General features: G+C 33.1%; 10 protein-coding genes. All 10 read right to left on the bottom strand.

Annotation, left to right across the window (positions count from 1 at the left end; genetic code table 11):
- Positions 1-20 precede the first annotated feature (20 nt).
- Positions 21-1100 (bottom strand): glycosyltransferase family 4 protein, encoded by a 1080-nt coding sequence (locus tag GMJ66_RS13905; RefSeq protein WP_156290927.1) that lies wholly within the window; start codon positions 1098-1100, stop codon positions 21-23.
- Between the two features lie 162 nt (positions 1101-1262).
- A complete protein-coding gene (locus GMJ66_RS13900) occupies positions 1263-3485 on the bottom strand; it encodes an SH3 domain-containing protein (RefSeq protein ID WP_156290926.1) in 2223 nt (740 codons plus the stop codon).
- 175 nt (positions 3486-3660) lie between these two features.
- Positions 3661-6648 (bottom strand): polysaccharide pyruvyl transferase family protein, encoded by a 2988-nt coding sequence (locus GMJ66_RS13895; protein ID WP_197046703.1) that lies wholly within the window; start codon positions 6646-6648, stop codon positions 3661-3663.
- 89 nt (positions 6649-6737) lie between these two features.
- Positions 6738-9446: a glycosyltransferase gene (locus GMJ66_RS13890; protein ID WP_156290924.1), complete on the bottom strand. Its 2709-nt coding sequence runs from the start codon at positions 9444-9446 to the stop codon at positions 6738-6740.
- Positions 9447-9451: 5 nt separating this feature from the next.
- Positions 9452-10387 carry a class I SAM-dependent methyltransferase gene (locus GMJ66_RS13885; protein WP_197046702.1) on the bottom strand — a complete coding sequence of 312 codons (936 nt, stop codon included), beginning with the start codon at positions 10385-10387 and terminating at the stop codon, positions 9452-9454.
- 19 nt (positions 10388-10406) lie between these two features.
- Positions 10407-11327: an ABC transporter ATP-binding protein gene (locus tag GMJ66_RS13880; protein ID WP_156290922.1), complete on the bottom strand. Its 921-nt coding sequence runs from the start codon at positions 11325-11327 to the stop codon at positions 10407-10409.
- A gap of 18 nt (positions 11328-11345) precedes the next feature.
- Complete coding sequence (locus tag GMJ66_RS13875) at positions 11346-12158, bottom strand: ABC transporter permease (protein ID WP_156290921.1); 813 nt, start codon at positions 12156-12158, stop codon at positions 11346-11348.
- A 20-nt stretch (positions 12159-12178) separates the two neighbouring features.
- Positions 12179-13435, bottom strand: a complete 1257-nt coding sequence (locus GMJ66_RS13870; RefSeq protein ID WP_156290920.1) for a nucleotide sugar dehydrogenase — start codon at positions 13433-13435, stop codon at positions 12179-12181.
- A 29-nt stretch (positions 13436-13464) separates the two neighbouring features.
- Positions 13465-14745, bottom strand: coding sequence for a glycosyltransferase (locus GMJ66_RS13865; RefSeq protein WP_156290919.1), 1281 nt, complete (start codon positions 14743-14745; stop codon positions 13465-13467).
- A gap of 18 nt (positions 14746-14763) precedes the next feature.
- Positions 14764-15957 (bottom strand): glycosyltransferase family 4 protein, encoded by a 1194-nt coding sequence (locus tag GMJ66_RS13860; RefSeq protein WP_156290918.1) that lies wholly within the window; start codon positions 15955-15957, stop codon positions 14764-14766.
- Positions 15958-16108: the final 151 nt, after the last annotated feature.

The raw sequence follows: 16108 nt of genomic DNA, 5'->3' as shown, positions 1-16108 counted from the left end.
TTTGTTGGAAGTGTCTTTAATTACCTATTCGTTTTTTTAATTCCTAGTATTTTTCTGCAGCCATCTAAAACGGGTTGTTGCCCTTTTAGATAAAGACCAGTAACTTCTACCATTAATTGAATACCAATGATTATCATGATTAGTGTGATCAAAGAACTTAGCATGGTTCCACTATTAAAAGTAATTGCTAAAATCCCAAAGAGAGTACTAAAACCGTATAATATTAATACCGATGTTCGATGACTATATCCCATCTTAATCAGTTGATAATGAATATGTCTCTTATCCGCAGTTGCAATCCCCTGCTTATTAATTATTCTTCGTATGATGGCCAGTAATGTATCAAAAACAGGAATCGCTATGACAATAATTGGAATAATAAAACTAAATAACGCTACGTTTTTAAAGAGTCCTAGCATAGACACTACCGCAATAGCATATCCAAGAAACAGTGCTCCTGTATCCCCCATAAAGATCTTTGCCGGATAAAAGTTATGGTAAAGAAATCCAATACAACTTCCAATCAATATTATACATAAATAGGCTACTACCATTCGATAATCCATCATTGCCATTACTAGAATACTAGATAATGCAATCGTTGATACTCCTGCCGCCAGTCCATCTAATCCATCAATTAAATTAATAGCATTGGAAGCCCCAACAATCCAAAAAATGGTAATAACATAGCCTAGTCCCTCTAAGTATACTGTACCGAAGAAGGGCATAGTTAATTTGTCAATAGTTAATCCAGATGAAACTACTACTATTGCAGCGGCTATTTGCCCAGCAAACTTATATATTGGTTTTAAATCAAATATATCGTCTAACATTCCAGTTATAATCATAATAAAGGCCCCAATAATTATAGCTGTCATTTGTGGACTTTCGGGCTGTAGATATAGAAAACCTGCTATGGCACCTATAAAAATTGCTAATCCTCCGAGGCTGGCCTTTTCACTGTTGTGAGTTTTCCTATGATTATCTGGTTTGTCTGTTGCATTTATTTTAAAAGCTAATTTTTTTGTAAAAGGTGTTATAAGAAATACGGTTACAGCTGAAATGACGAATGTTGTGATTAATTCAGATTGGTTTATCATTGGAAACACCTACTTAGTCATTTTGTTATTAAACATTCTCACTTATTCTACCATAATTCTGCACATTACCAAATAATTAGAATAAAATTTAATATTACATTTTAAGTGTTTAATTTATAAAAAAATCACCATATGCACTTAAGCATATGGTGATCGATGAACCTATTTCACTTTAATATACTCTGTTCCATTCGTGCCGCCACTTACCCACGCTTCCTCATTATTGAAAATAATTTGGTACCAAATATGATTATTGGCAGCTTTTGTATTGATTTCGCCATCAACCATGATAGCAGCTAACAGCTCTCCTGTGTTCACTTTTCCAATGGAGTCATACGATGTACCAGCTCCAGTACGGATATTTAAGTCAGTAGCAGTAACTTCTAGCAAATTCTGTACATTTACAAAATCACTATGTACCCAGCCTGACTTATCATCATAATTTATCTGATACCACGTACCATTCGTTCCTGTAATTTCTATTTTTGTACCGCTTGAAATACTTCCAATAATATTATCTTCATCCGTATTAGGAGTACTTCTAAAGTTTAAATTACCAGAAACGGTTTCAGTAATCCCATAAACACCCTCTGGATAATTAACAACTAAATCCTGACTAGGACTAGATTCTGTAGAAGTTGTGCCAGATTCTGAAATTGAATTAATTTCAACCGAACCACTTGTGGAAGGCTGATTTAAAAATTGTGGTACGTCAAATACTAAATCATAGCTATTTATTAAACTGTATATTTCATTCATTTTAGGTGTTTGTAAGACTGCCCACATAATATGTGTGGCATATTGTGGATAACCAGGGCTTTCGGGATTCCACTTCATCTTATAAAGTGTGTCTTGTCCCCTATTAATATAACTATATATCGAACTTGCTCCTCCTATGATAGAGGCAGTCTTTGAAAACCACTTTTTATCAAAAGCATACTTAGCCCCACAATCAATTGGGCAGGAGTCATTTGCACCATAACCATACATATTGTAGACAATATGTTTTGTATTTGAATTCTCTACTATTCTACCGTTTGCATCTCTAGTAACTTTCCCATTTGCATCAACTGGTACACCGTTAGCTAGAGTAGAATCTCCATTCCCTGTTTCATGCAAGGCATGTGCAATGAGATAAATTTCATTTATATCATACTCTCTCCCGGCATCAATAAACGCTTGGGCCTGTCCTGCAAGTATACCAGCATTAGAATTAAGTATTTTATCATTGATTATTTTAGCATCATTTGAAGTAAGACCAGCGCTCTTTGATAATACTAAAAACTGAAAAAAGCCAACATCACCTTTAGTAAAGTTAGAGGGATTAGCATAATACTCGACTTCTTCCCTCTTAGCCAGTTTAGTTCCTGAACCATTAGCAGTAGCTCTTCCGCCTGTCATTTGAGCATCTACCATTTTTTCAAATGAATAATTATAGTTTGTATATTTAATAGTTTCTTGCTTTGTACTTGATTTTTTTATAAGTCCAAATCTTCCACCAACGTTAATACCCCACCAGTTACTTTGCTCAAGGACTATATTAAACTGCACATCACTGTTAATCTGTGCAAAAGGAACATAGTTACCGGAACTAATATCATAGATTTGTGTATCTTTTGCAATTGCTATCAAACTAGTGGATTCTGGTCTTTTAGGGTCTTTTTTCACAATTTCCCCATCTGATGGCTCGGTAACACTCTTTTTAACGTGAGCCTTTCTACTACCAAATTCTATTAGATGCCAATCTGTTCGTCCACCTGCTCTACGATATTCTTGTCCATATTCTAATTCCCCAACTTTTTCCATTTTTCCACCAATATTATAATAAACATCCGCAATATCGGCATTTACTTTAAAATAGACATCAGAGGGTTCGAAAATAACTGTTGCTGACGATTTATTAATAAAACCAAATCTTCCACCAACGTTAATGCCCCACCAATTTTTCTGGGAAACAACTACTTCAAACGTAGTTCCTTTATCTACTTGTGCAAAAGGAACATAACCGTCTGTACTAGTCTCATAGACTGTTGCATTCTTTAATAGTTTGATTTCCCTATTAGTAGTTTCTCTTTCTTTATTTCTAATAGAGCCACCATCGGTTATAGTTGATTCACTTCGTTTCACATAACCTTTTTGACTACCAAAATCAATTAATTGCCAGTATTTTTGATAACCAACTCTTTCAAATTCTTGTCCCTGAGGCAGTTCACCAACTCTTGTCAGTTTTCCATTAATATTGTGATAAACCTCGGTTCTTTCTGTATCAACCTCAAAATAAACACCAGCAGCCTCCACCTTAGACTCGTTTATATTGCTTACTAAGACAAAGGCAAATATTAATAGAAAGTAAATTATTACTTTCGGCGACGAACGGTTCTCCATAATTTAACATCCCTCAACTCCCTTTGACATTTTTCTCTAAAAAGCTACTTAATTATAACATATTTTAATAATATAATGGATAAAGTTTGTAAAATAAAAGAGTAAAAAAAACCTTTCCAACACAATGGCAATATATTGGAAAGGTATAATTCTTACATTAAATTCTTTTTTTAAATTAGTGTTTTCTGATGGTTCGTTTAAATACATTTTTACTACGTTTAATGTTTTCCATTTTCACGACACTTAAATTGCTGAAGTATGTTTTGGAAACTCTTCCCCAGCTCCAGTTTTCACAATTCTTCAGCGCTTCTAATTTAAACTCAATCACTACATTTTGCTTTTTAGGATATACTTTAAAAGCCAATTGCTTCTGTTTCTCTTCTACAGCAATATCTTTACTGTATACTTTTTTGCCATCGATAAGGATAAAATATTTAATTCTTCCTGTATTTTTTGGATTGTAATATGGTGATTGTACATCAACATTTAAGATATACTCATTTCCAGGTTCTAAATCGAGATTTACTTTAGCACTTGAAAAGTCACCTTTTTTAGGTGCGTCCAAATCAGATAAACGAATCCCCAGTTTATTTTTAGTTAGTGCTACAACTATTTCTTCGGATGACTTTCCTATTTCAGACTCAAATTTTGCATTTGATAAATCTAACGTTTGAATATGATCTAAATTTAAACCATTTAAGGACTTTTTCATGTTTCTCAAATTACCAACAGTGTTGTTCAGTGTTCTTAGTCTTAAAAATAAATCTCTTTTTTGCTCTTTTAATTCCCTTAATTCCTTATTAAGGGTTTTTACTCTCATTTCACGTAAAGATTCTTCCCTTGGATAATGTCTGTAGATATTTTTTTCTTTACGGATCCCGTCTTTTAATAGCTCTACTGCATAATTAAATGTCTTAGAAGATTCTTCTCTTTCCCTAAAGACATATTCCGTAATTTCTTTAGAAATGTAATCTCTATTTAGTTTCAATTCCGCGAATAAATTAACTGCATAATCAGTATCAAAATCAAGATCTAATAAATATTTAGTCATGTTCATGTTTTGATAATGTGCAAGTACCTTGTTATCATAATTAAATCCTATTGAAGGGACACCAAAACGGTTTGCTAAAATTGAGCCATGAAGTCTCATGGAAATAACGAGCTCTGCTTTTCCAATAAGACTTAAGAACTCCTCGTAATCCCCTTCATGCTCATAAATATACGTCTTATCTTTTTTAGTCATACTATCTAGAACTTTTCTATGGATTCGATTATCATCGGAATTTCCTGTACCAAACTGGTAAGGAAGGAATAAAACAGAATAACCACTCTGGGAAATAATGGCATCCAAATACTTAGCCATCTTTTCTTCAAAGTCAATTGGATTCCCTTTCCATTCTCTAAGTGTCACTAATACCAGCTTTTCATTTGGATTAATATTGTTTTTCTCCAAATACTTATCAGCAAGGTCTGTTCCAGGATAATCAAGCATATATGTTGGGTCAGAAGTTTTGATAACCTCATTATTAATGCCATCAATAGATTCAAGTAAATCCTTGGAGTATTGGTCCCTGACAGTAACAACACTCATTTGATTGACTAAGAATTTAGCGAATTTTCTTGCCTCAGGGTTCCTTAACGGTCCAACACCTAATGCAAAATACATTCTAGGAACTTCATGTATATTTGCCATAGTAGGAATAATTCCCATACCTGTTAAGCCAACCGGAAAGCTATCAAAGAAGTCGGCAACCCCTGCTGAATTATTAAATGAATAATCATTTAATAATCCACCACCACCGTATATTAATAAATCAGCTTCTTTTATAAACTTTTCCATTCTGTATACATCTGTTCGTGGAAGACTGTAATAACCTTGCCTTAAAGTAATATTTCTACGATTAAAGCCGGCAACCATTACAACTGTATTTGGATGATTTTTTTTAATATTATTACTTATAGATTCTAAAATTAAATCATCACCAGTATTAAGTGCCCCATAGTAACCTTGAACGATTACTTTTGCAGCTCTTTCTTTTGTTCCATGTAATTCTCCAATTTCTTCATATCTTTTTTTGGTAAGTTTTTTACGATCAACATTAATATCTTGCTTAATTTGTGCAAACAAATCTTCCCATCTAGATTCCCACATATGATGATGGACTAACTTATAGAACGCTCTTCTTCTCATTTGCTCTGCTTCTTCAGGGTGTTCAAGGTAGTACTCAAGTTTCTCTTTTAGATCTTCTGCGTCTTTATATCCGATGATTTCTTTACCATACTCAAAGAATAACTCCATTTCATCGAAATATTCCGTACAAAGTATCCCACCGTTAGCTATAGATTCAAATACACCTATTTTTAAATTCGTGTAACCGGCTCTCGTACCTGGGAAATTAATGTGAAATTTACCGGCTCTAGCTGCAGAGTAAAAATCTTCTCCACTTACTGGAAAGGAGTCCGGAAAGTCCCAGCCTGTACCGTATACTTTTACGTCAAAGTATTGATCCAAATATTTCATCATTTTATTTCTATCTTCACGATTTGTTGCATTCCCTATACAGATTACATCAGCATTCCAATCTTTTCTCTCGATTGCTTCTGTTTCAATAAACGTTCTATCAATCGCAAAAGGAAAATGCATAGTATTAGTAATACCTACATCCTCATACATTTTAATTGCTTCTATTGCATTTGTTACATGATAGTCAAAACGATGAGCAAATTTCTTTGTACTAACAAAGACATCAGGGTCAGATAACGTAATACCGACCAAAATAAAACCTCTATCCTTTAGCCATTGACTATCTTCTTCCGAAAATGTATACCCCCCTGCATTACATAAAATGATTTGTGGATCAAATTGTTCCAACACAGGTTTTATATACTCTAACTTTATTTCTATAGGACCAAATCCGCCTGTATGTCCATCAGGATTATGGATTACTTCTCTAAAATCATCAGTATTAAAGTCAAATACTGTATGCCCTAAGTTTTCTAATGCATGCTTCATTCTGCTTACAATGTCTGTCTTTCCAAAAGCATATCTTCCAATATGCAATACTCTGTAATATTCATTCGCTAATATTTTCTTTTGTCTTAATGTTTGTCTTTGTTCTTCAATTGGTGGTAAACTATCTATATTATTAATTGTATTTACCATACTAATTAACACTTCCCTCATATGCTAGTTCTTGTTTTTTCTAAAAGTTTTATAAATTAACCGTTTTTCAGTTTAACGGTATAATGTAATTAAGTCAATAGTTCTGGGTGTTTTTCACCAGTTACAAATTTTGTTATTGTCGAATTACCTATACCGTTCTTGCCAAATTCAAGAACTTCCTCATCTAAATCATCTTCATTCATATAATCACTATAAAGTAGATATATTTCCTTTAAAATATTAGCGGCCTTTTCCTCTTCTGTTGGAACGACTTTGTTCAGCTTCTTTAAATACCAGTTTTTAAAATAATAATTAAATCTTAACGACATATAAGCACGTAATAAGTTATTTTTCTTTAGGAACTTTATCTTCTCCATTTCAAGTTTTTTATACTTATCAAAAGTAGCTGCTGTAATATTATTAACGGCAGAACCTTCTACTCCAGCATAATACACATGAATTGGCTCATCTATTATTGAAAAGGACTTAGCATTTATTAGGGCTTCATAAAAGAAAAGTGTGTCCTCTCCTACCGCTCCGACTAACATGGTTAAATTATTATCCATTAGTAATTCCTTTTTAAACATCATCGCCTGAATGCTTTGTACCTTAAAGGTAGTTTCAATTAAATATTCATGCACTTCTTCTTTTACAAAGCTTCTTCTGTTTCCATATTTTTTTCTTACATCCTCAAAATAATTTACATTTCGAATTTGGTCATCAGCTTTAATGATATTTCCAATAACAATGTCTTCTTCAAATTCCTTCATATACTGTAACAATTTCGCATATCCATCATTAATAGCTTCATTATCAGGATCTAAGAAGGTAACATAATCTGTACTGGAAAGTTCTACCCCTTTATTTCTTGGTCTAGAAGCACTACCACTGCCTCCATCCTTATAGAAGAATGGTTTCACATTTGGATATAATCTCGCTAGTCTATTGATGATCTTCACAGTATAATCATCTGTTGAACCGTCATCAACGATAATAATTTCCATTTCAGTAAACATACTTGACCTTCTTAAACTCATAAAACATTTAGAGTATAAATGATCTCCATTGTTATATGCAGCAATGATGACGGAGAATTTAGGGTTGTAATGAAAAGAAAAAGGTTCTTCCATGAGATTAAGTTCCAAACTGTCAATACTATAACCATTATCCAATTCTTTGGAGTTTAAGGCATCCATTAATTGAATATAATTGAATGCTGTTGTAGAAAAAATGGTTCTTGCTGGGTCGCTAACCCTGTTAATATAGTTATTCTCAATTCCCGAGATTTTATGAGCCCCGTTAAAATAGGAATCCTTCGTAATATAAGAAGAATTTGTATATTTAAAACCATTAACCATATCTTCTAAGTAGTATTCTCCGTACTCATATTTTTCATTAAAAAAAGTTATATAGTCATAGTTAGAATAATTTTGTTCCAATTCATTTACTGATATTAAATCTTTATTTTTTAGGGTTTGTCTCTTAAAGTTTTTTAAAATATGCTTCGTTTTTTCCTTATAAACAACAGCAACTTTTTTATTATCTATCTCTTCCATTTCATAACCAATTATGGAGAGTAGGCGACCCATTCTGTGGAAAGTTGTATGGTTTCTTAGCACCGTTCTTACTCCTACCATTTGATGCTGATATATTTCCTTGTCAGTATAGGTTTTAATGATACCCTTCACTTCATTTTCACTAAATACAGTGAACACATTGGGGAATAAATTATTAACACCGGCACTATAGTTTGACAATATTAAATTCCCCATGCATTGAAGTTCAAACACTCTGCTTGCGAACATTGTCTGGCTAAATTGAATAGAATTTAAATTGATGCACCACCTGTTTATTTTGGATAGTGATTGTAATGTACTATGGTCAATTGCAGGAGAAATGTATTTTAAGTACTTTACGGGGAACAGAAAACTTTTTGAATCTCGGTAGAAGTTTCTATCCAGTACTTTTAACTCTTTTCCCGAGTTTAGGACCCCATCAAAAAGCATTCTGGTGTCTTTTTGTCTCTTTGGATATTTTTTGTACCACGAGCCAGCAAACAACACGTTATCTTTATCTTTTTTTAGGTTTATCCCGATTGGATTATTAAATATCGGATTCACCCCAAACTCCAATAAGTGTACATTATCATTATTACAATCAATCTTATATTGTGGAATCTTTTCAATCGCAGTTGTAAAAATATAATCACATTGTTTAGCAATGTCTACAAAGTACTCATAATTGGTTGGGTCCTCTTTTGAATAAAATATCGTCTTTTTGTTTTTTAATCTGAAATACTCAATGATATTAGATAACTCTTTTCTTATCTGAACTCTTTTCGGATTTCCCAATCCTTCCCACTCATTGGACAATCCCTTCCAGGCTGAAACAACTAACAGAAAATCTACATTAGCTTCAATGGTTTTATAGTTATCCTTTGTCACATAGAAAAAATTAGCTGTACTTTCATAGGAATGGTAGAGAAATTCATCGGCAATAATACCAATATTTACTTCGAACTTCTTATAATAGTTAGAACCATTGCTGGTAGGCAGGTCTTCAATGATTCTTTGTATTCTTCTTTCATAATCCTTATCGGCATATGTATTTCTTAATTCATTATATGTGTTCATATCATACTGATCTGAATCTAATATTTCGTTATTTCCCTTGGGTAAATCGACAGTAAGACCATTTTCGTACTTGAGGTTTTTTAGATCAGAGGATATAGCACTTTCCAGATCTTTTATTTTTTCGTCTAATATCAATAATCTTTCTGTAAGTTCTTTTGTATCCATACCAATCACCCTCTTCTACGCAATTTCCAGTATAGTAATGTCAACTTGCCCAATTTGGATTTACTTAGGTTCCTGTATTTCTTTTCCAGATTTTTATATTTCTTTAATAAACTTTCGTATTCCTTTTGTATCCGTTTAAACTCTTTCAAAGTAGCTTTTTCTTTTTTGTATTGAACGTATAATTCGTTTTGAGTTTTGACTTTTTCAATTTTTTCATTTAAGAATTTTTGTTTATAATTATAATTTTCACCCGTACGGGAACCGTAACCGTCTTGAGTCCTTTTGTTTAATTTATCCAGAAGTTTCCGTTCTTTTTCATAAAATGCCATCTCCAGGTCGTCTAATACTCCCTGGCTAACATCAAGAAGAGGAATCTCATTTGTCTTCTCAAAGATAATACCAATCCAGCCATCAAGATATTCCACATTTGATATCCTTAGGTCATCCTGCTGTAATTTGATAAAGTCAGATATATAAAAGGTTTTCTTATGATCAACAAAATCATTGATTCCAAAAGGAGTAGTTACAATAACTTTTCCTTTTTCTTTTACTATAGATTTGGCTTTCTGAATGAAACCAGCTTCATCCGTTATGTGTTCTAGTACTTCCCCTAATATTACAGTATCAAAGCTATGGTCAGAGTTAAATGAAAAGAAATTCTGTTCTCGGAACTCCACATTTTTTTGCGTTTCTACATCCTCATTCGATAAGTTTCGTTTTGCATCTTCTATCGCAGAATGGGACGAATCAATTCCTAGGACCTTTTTCCCTTCTCTTCCTAAGAGAATCGGAGTTATACCCTGGGAACAACCTACATCCAATATTTCCTCACCAGAAATATTGGATGTAATCCAGTGAATTCTTCTTCTTACCTTTCTGCCGAATTCCTGTCCTTTTTTATAATAGTAAGCATCAAAAATGTAATCTTTTAATTCTTCCATCATTTAACTCTCCTTAACTTTAATAACCTGTTCCTATTAAAATACCCAATAAAATTAATGGGATAAACAATAGTAAATTTATGACTTTTTCTGTTTTCGTCGCTCCATTTACTTTTTCGTTATACAGCTCACCTGGTGGTTCCACGAATTGATTTCTTTGCTCTGTATTTTTTAATTGTGACTTTTCTTCAGCGGAAAGCTTATTAACTTCCTTTGTAAAGGTAGTATAATTTTTAATGACATCTTCAGTTTCGCCAATTTCTTTAACTCTTCCATAATGCATCCATATAACTCGATCACAGAAGGATTTCATTTGGCTCGCAGAATGACTGACAAAAAATATCGTTTTCCCTTGTTCTTTAAATTCTTGCATCTTTTCCAAGCACTTATTAGCAAAGGTAGTATCACCCACGGATAATGCTTCGTCTATGATTAAAATGTCCGGGTCTGTATGAACCGAAATCGCAAACCCTAATCTAGATCTCATTCCGCTTGAATAATTTTTAACTGGCTGGTTAATATAATCACCTAACTCAGCAAACTCAATAATATCTGGGCGGACTTCATCAATTTTTTCTGAAGAAAGCCCGTGCATCATACACTTTAATTTAATGTTATCCATACCAGACAGGTTATTATTCAGACCGGCAGATATAGCGATCAATGATGGTGTACCATTTACCTCGATGCTACCTTTTGTTGGTTGAATTACCTGGGCCAATAAATTAGATAAGGTTGATTTTCCGGAACCATTTAAACCAAGTATGCCAATTGTTTCACCTTCGTTAGCTTCAAATGAAACATCGCTAACAGCAGAAAATACTTTTCTTGGAGCACCTTTTTTCCTAATAGAAAAAAACTCCAAAAGCTTATCTGACTGTTTAGATTGTGTCGGAAATAATTTGGAAACATTTTTCACTAATACTTTACTATTATTCATTAAAATAACCTCGCTATATTATAAATAGTCGACAAAGTTTTCTCTGAAACGTATATGCAGCTTTGCACCAAAATATAAAAGAATAAACGTAAACAACCAGAAATATAAAGTATACGTTATATCCTCATAGAACCAACCGACACTTAGAAACGAGCTGCGAAAACCATCAATAATATAATAAAGTGGATTTAATTTCAGCAGGTTTCCTAATATTTCAGGAACCATTTCACCTTCTGGGTTCCACAGGATTGGAGATAAATATAGCAGCATTCGCATTGAAGCTGAAAGCAGGGTTTGATAATCTCTAACTAAAGTCGAGATGGTTGAACTAAAAATAGAAAATGCGAATACCAAGGCAATCATACAAATAAAATAGTATATAAGCTGAAACCAATAGATACTAACAGGTATACCGTTCATTAATAACAATAAAATTAAAATAGCGAATAAAACAAAAAACTGAATACTGTTACTCACAATTTTAATAGTTGGTAATACACTTACAGGAAAATTCATTTTAGAAACCAACGAAACTTTTTGATGAATGCTATTAGAACCTTGAATCATGGACGGACTAATAAAAAACCAGGGGATTAAACCCATTAAAAGCCATACAATATAAGGGATTTCTCCTATCGGCTGCCCGCCCCGAATTCCAATACCAAAAACAATCCAATAAATTAAAATTTGGATTGACGGATATATAAACTGCCATAAGGTTCCAAGATAATGCTGCTGATAACTGCCTTTAACTTCGAACCTTGACATTCTAATGATTAAATTCCAATACTTGATTTGTTCTGATATCACTTTACTTAATGGATTGAACATATATTTGCTTCCCTTTTTGTTTATTTAAATAAATATAAATTACCGTAATTAATATAAGTAACTTCTTCATCATAACGTTTTACAATATTTTTCGTATCAAAAATGATCGGATTTATCATCTTATTTGAACCCATGTTTCTTAAATCATTGAATTCTCTATGGTCAGACAGGATTAACACTAAACTGGAACCTTCAAGTGCCTGTTCCATATCTTTTTCTACGAAGTTAAGTTTTACGTGTGGATCATAAGCAACCACCTCATATTCAGGATGGCTATTTAGCTTTTCATAAATATCCAAAGCGGGACTTTCTCTTATATCGTCTACATTTCCTTTGTATGTTAATCCAAATACTGTAATTTTCTTTCCGTTTGTCTTAGCTAAAATCTTTTCAACAGCTTGAATGACATAATCTGGCATCGAATTATTTATTTCACGGGATAGGCTAATTAATTTTGCCTGTTCGGGGGCTTTTGCAATAATGAAGTATGGGTCCACCGCTAGGCAATGTCCGCCAACTCCGGGTCCCGGTGTATGCAAATTAACACGTGGATGTTTATTCGCCATATTGATTACTTCAAGTGCGTTAATATTTAATTCATTACATACTTTTGCCAGTTCATTTGCCAAAGCAATATTTACATCACGGTACGTATTCTCCATTAACTTAGACATTTCAGCAGTACGGGCATCTGTTTTTATCAACTCACCTTTGACAAATACCGTATAAATTTCTGCACCTTTTTCGGTACACATAGGTGTAACACCACCAACGATGCGGTTATTATGAATTAACTCATGCATGATTTGTCCAGGAAGAACACGTTCTGGACAATGTACTAAATAAATATCTTCACCAATTGTAAATCCAGCCTGCTCTAATCTAGGTTTCACATAATCATCCATTGTTCTTGGAGCAATCGTTGACTCCACGATAACAATATTCCCCTTCTCTAAAAACGGAATAATGTTTTCTGTTGCCTGCATAACATAGGATAAATCACATGACATATATTGATCATCTTTATTCGGTGTAGGCACTGCAATGATAAATGCATCTGCAGGTTCAGGTTCTATAGAAGCTCGAAAGTTTCCTTTCTCCATCGCTTGCTCCAATGCTTCTTGTAATCCAGGCTCTTCAATATGAATCTGCCTACTATTCAGCATATCAACTGCTTCTTTTTTAATATCTACACCTATTACATCTACACCGTAATTAGCAAACATGATTGATGTTGGTAATCCAATATAACCTAATCCTATTGTACAAAGTTTCATTATAAATCCTTCTTTCCTTAATTTAACTATTAATATTTTTGATAAACTTTAAGCAAGTTATTCTGTTCTAATTCCCAATTATACTGCAAACGTGCTTCTTTGCAATTTTTGCTATATAAATCACGTTTATCAGGGTTTCTTAATATATAATTTACACCTTTAGCAATTTCTTTAGGATTGTGTGGGTCAACCGTAACACCCACTTCACTCTCTTCTATTACTTTTTTTATTTCAGGAAAGTCACAGGCAACAACCGGAACTTCATTCATCATATATTCAAACAACTTATTGGAAGATGCAGACCAGTGATTAAAATTAATGTTGTTTAGTACTTGAAAACCTAAATATGCATTTTTAGTATATTTAGGCAAGTCTCGAACTGGTACCTTTGGAATAAACCGAATTTTATCCTCCAAGTTTCTTTCCTTAACCATTTGTTGTAGCTTTTCTTTTATTTTCCCATCCCCAATATATACTAATGTACCTTCATTGAATAGGGGATAAGCTTCAATTAGTTTTTCCAAACCACGTCCGGCTTGAATACCACCTTGATAAAGCAATATTTTTTCATCAGATGGTAATCCAAGCATTGCATGTAAGTTCACTTTCTCTTCTGTTTGCTGTATTTCTAAAGATGGATAATTATGAAGAACATGTGGATAAAAACCATATAAATCTTCATTATACTTCGCGCGAGTATCATTCTCGACAATCATACTATCCATTCGATTAATAAAAAATAATTCAAAACGCTTATACCAAGGGCTATCATACCCTGTTCTACTAGTTTGCACCTCATGTGAATCATATATTAAAGGTTTTTTCTTCAATCTCCACTTTGCACTGACCCATCCTTGTGGCATGGTGTTCAAATCATTGGAATGATAAATATCATAGTTCCCTCGATGTCCTTTTATGGCCATTCTTAATATAAGCGCTGCACGAACCCAAATCACTCTAACCTTTGTTTTTAGTAACAGAGCAACGATAACAGTTAAAGCAATAGTTAGCCATGGGATCAGAAGGACAAATAATCCCCAGACAGCCAATGCTGGTAATATTGGCCATTTTTTCCCAACAATAAATCGATACATTTTTTGTAGTAACAATAATGTTGTCGGATATCTTTTCATTCGAAAAACCCGAAAATGCTCGTTCACTTCCTCATATTGGGAAATAGAAGGATCATTCGGGTCATCAATACATATTAATTCTACGTCGTAACCATTTTGCGATAAAGTGGTACATTCTCTTAGTACCCTAGCATCGTTTGTAAAATGATTCCAAACAAACATACCAACACGTTTCATTTCATATTCCCTCTTTGTTTAGTTAATTATTTCTACCAGTTTCTTTATATTTTCTTCCCAAAGGAACCCGTTTGTAACTGTCTTTTCACAGTTATCTCTCAATTGTTCCAGCAGTGACGAATTCTCTCTTAATTCAACAATTTTCGCAACCATCCCATGAACATCTTCTTGATCATAAACAAAACCTGTATTATTTTCAGTTATAGTTTGAGCTGCTGTTCCTTTAATGCCAGCGATAATTGGCGTCCTGCATGTCATATAGTCAATTATTTTACCCGGTAGAACAGTTGAAAAAACTTCTTCATTATTTAAAAATGCAATAGCAATATTGCTGTTTTGAATTAACTCCAAACTTTTCCTGCGAGTAGTTGGCATATGCATGTGTACATAACTTAATTCATGTTTTTTTATATAATCTGTAAATTCCTCTGTTTTCATTCCATATCCAATTACATCAAAACGAATATTGTTTTCGTGTAATAATTTAGCGATTGATTTCAAATGGTCAATATCTTGGGCCAGGCCTAAATTACCTGTATAAACAACTCGAAATTCACCTTTATAGGATTTATATTTTACAATCTCGTACTCCCTAGGACCATTTGGTAAGTAAATAGTATTTTTATCTTGTTTTAATTTTGATTGAATATGGTCCTCAAACCCTTTACTGTTTATTATGATCTCATCCGCAATACGGTACATTTTCTTTTCTAGGAGACGAAATAATTTAATAATCCAGTTATGATCAAATGCTCGTACACCGATTAAACTATCTGGCCATAAATCCCTTACCTCGAGAATAAGTTTGGATTTCAAAAAAAACTTTCCAATAAATGCGGAAAACACGATAAATATAGGAGGTGTACTTACCAATAGATAATCATAGCCCTCTTTTCGCAATTTCCAAAGCATGATTAGGAAACAGTACATAATCTCAATATAAAAAAACAGCCTACTCACAATATGGTTCGAAAATGTTTTGTTTTTTATTGGTACCCTAATTATTTTATCAGTGGCTTTATTAACTGATTCATCATCCCAAAACGTTTTATCTCTATACAAGTTCTTATTAGGATAAGCAGGTTCTGTCGTTAAAACGTCTGCTTGAATCCCATGTTGATTTAACAATTGAAAAATATTTTTCATCCGATTTCCTGCACTACCTATAACCGGATAAAAGTTTTGTGTCATAATTAATACTTTCTTTGCCATGGAATACGCTCCTATGATTTATACATACTTTAATATTTTATCATAAAAGGTAAGTTTATGATAAATATAAGTTCTTTTCAATTATGTTACTTATAAAATTAAAACCCCTTGTTACACATAACAAGGGGTTTTATGATGTTTACGTACGTTT

Source organism: Oceanobacillus salinisoli, assembly GCF_009733865.1.
GTDB classification, from domain to species: Bacteria; Bacillota; Bacilli; order Bacillales; family Amphibacillaceae; genus Oceanobacillus; species Oceanobacillus salinisoli.
Note: the sequence above shows the minus strand (reverse complement) of the source record. Positions and strands in the feature narration are given on the sequence as shown.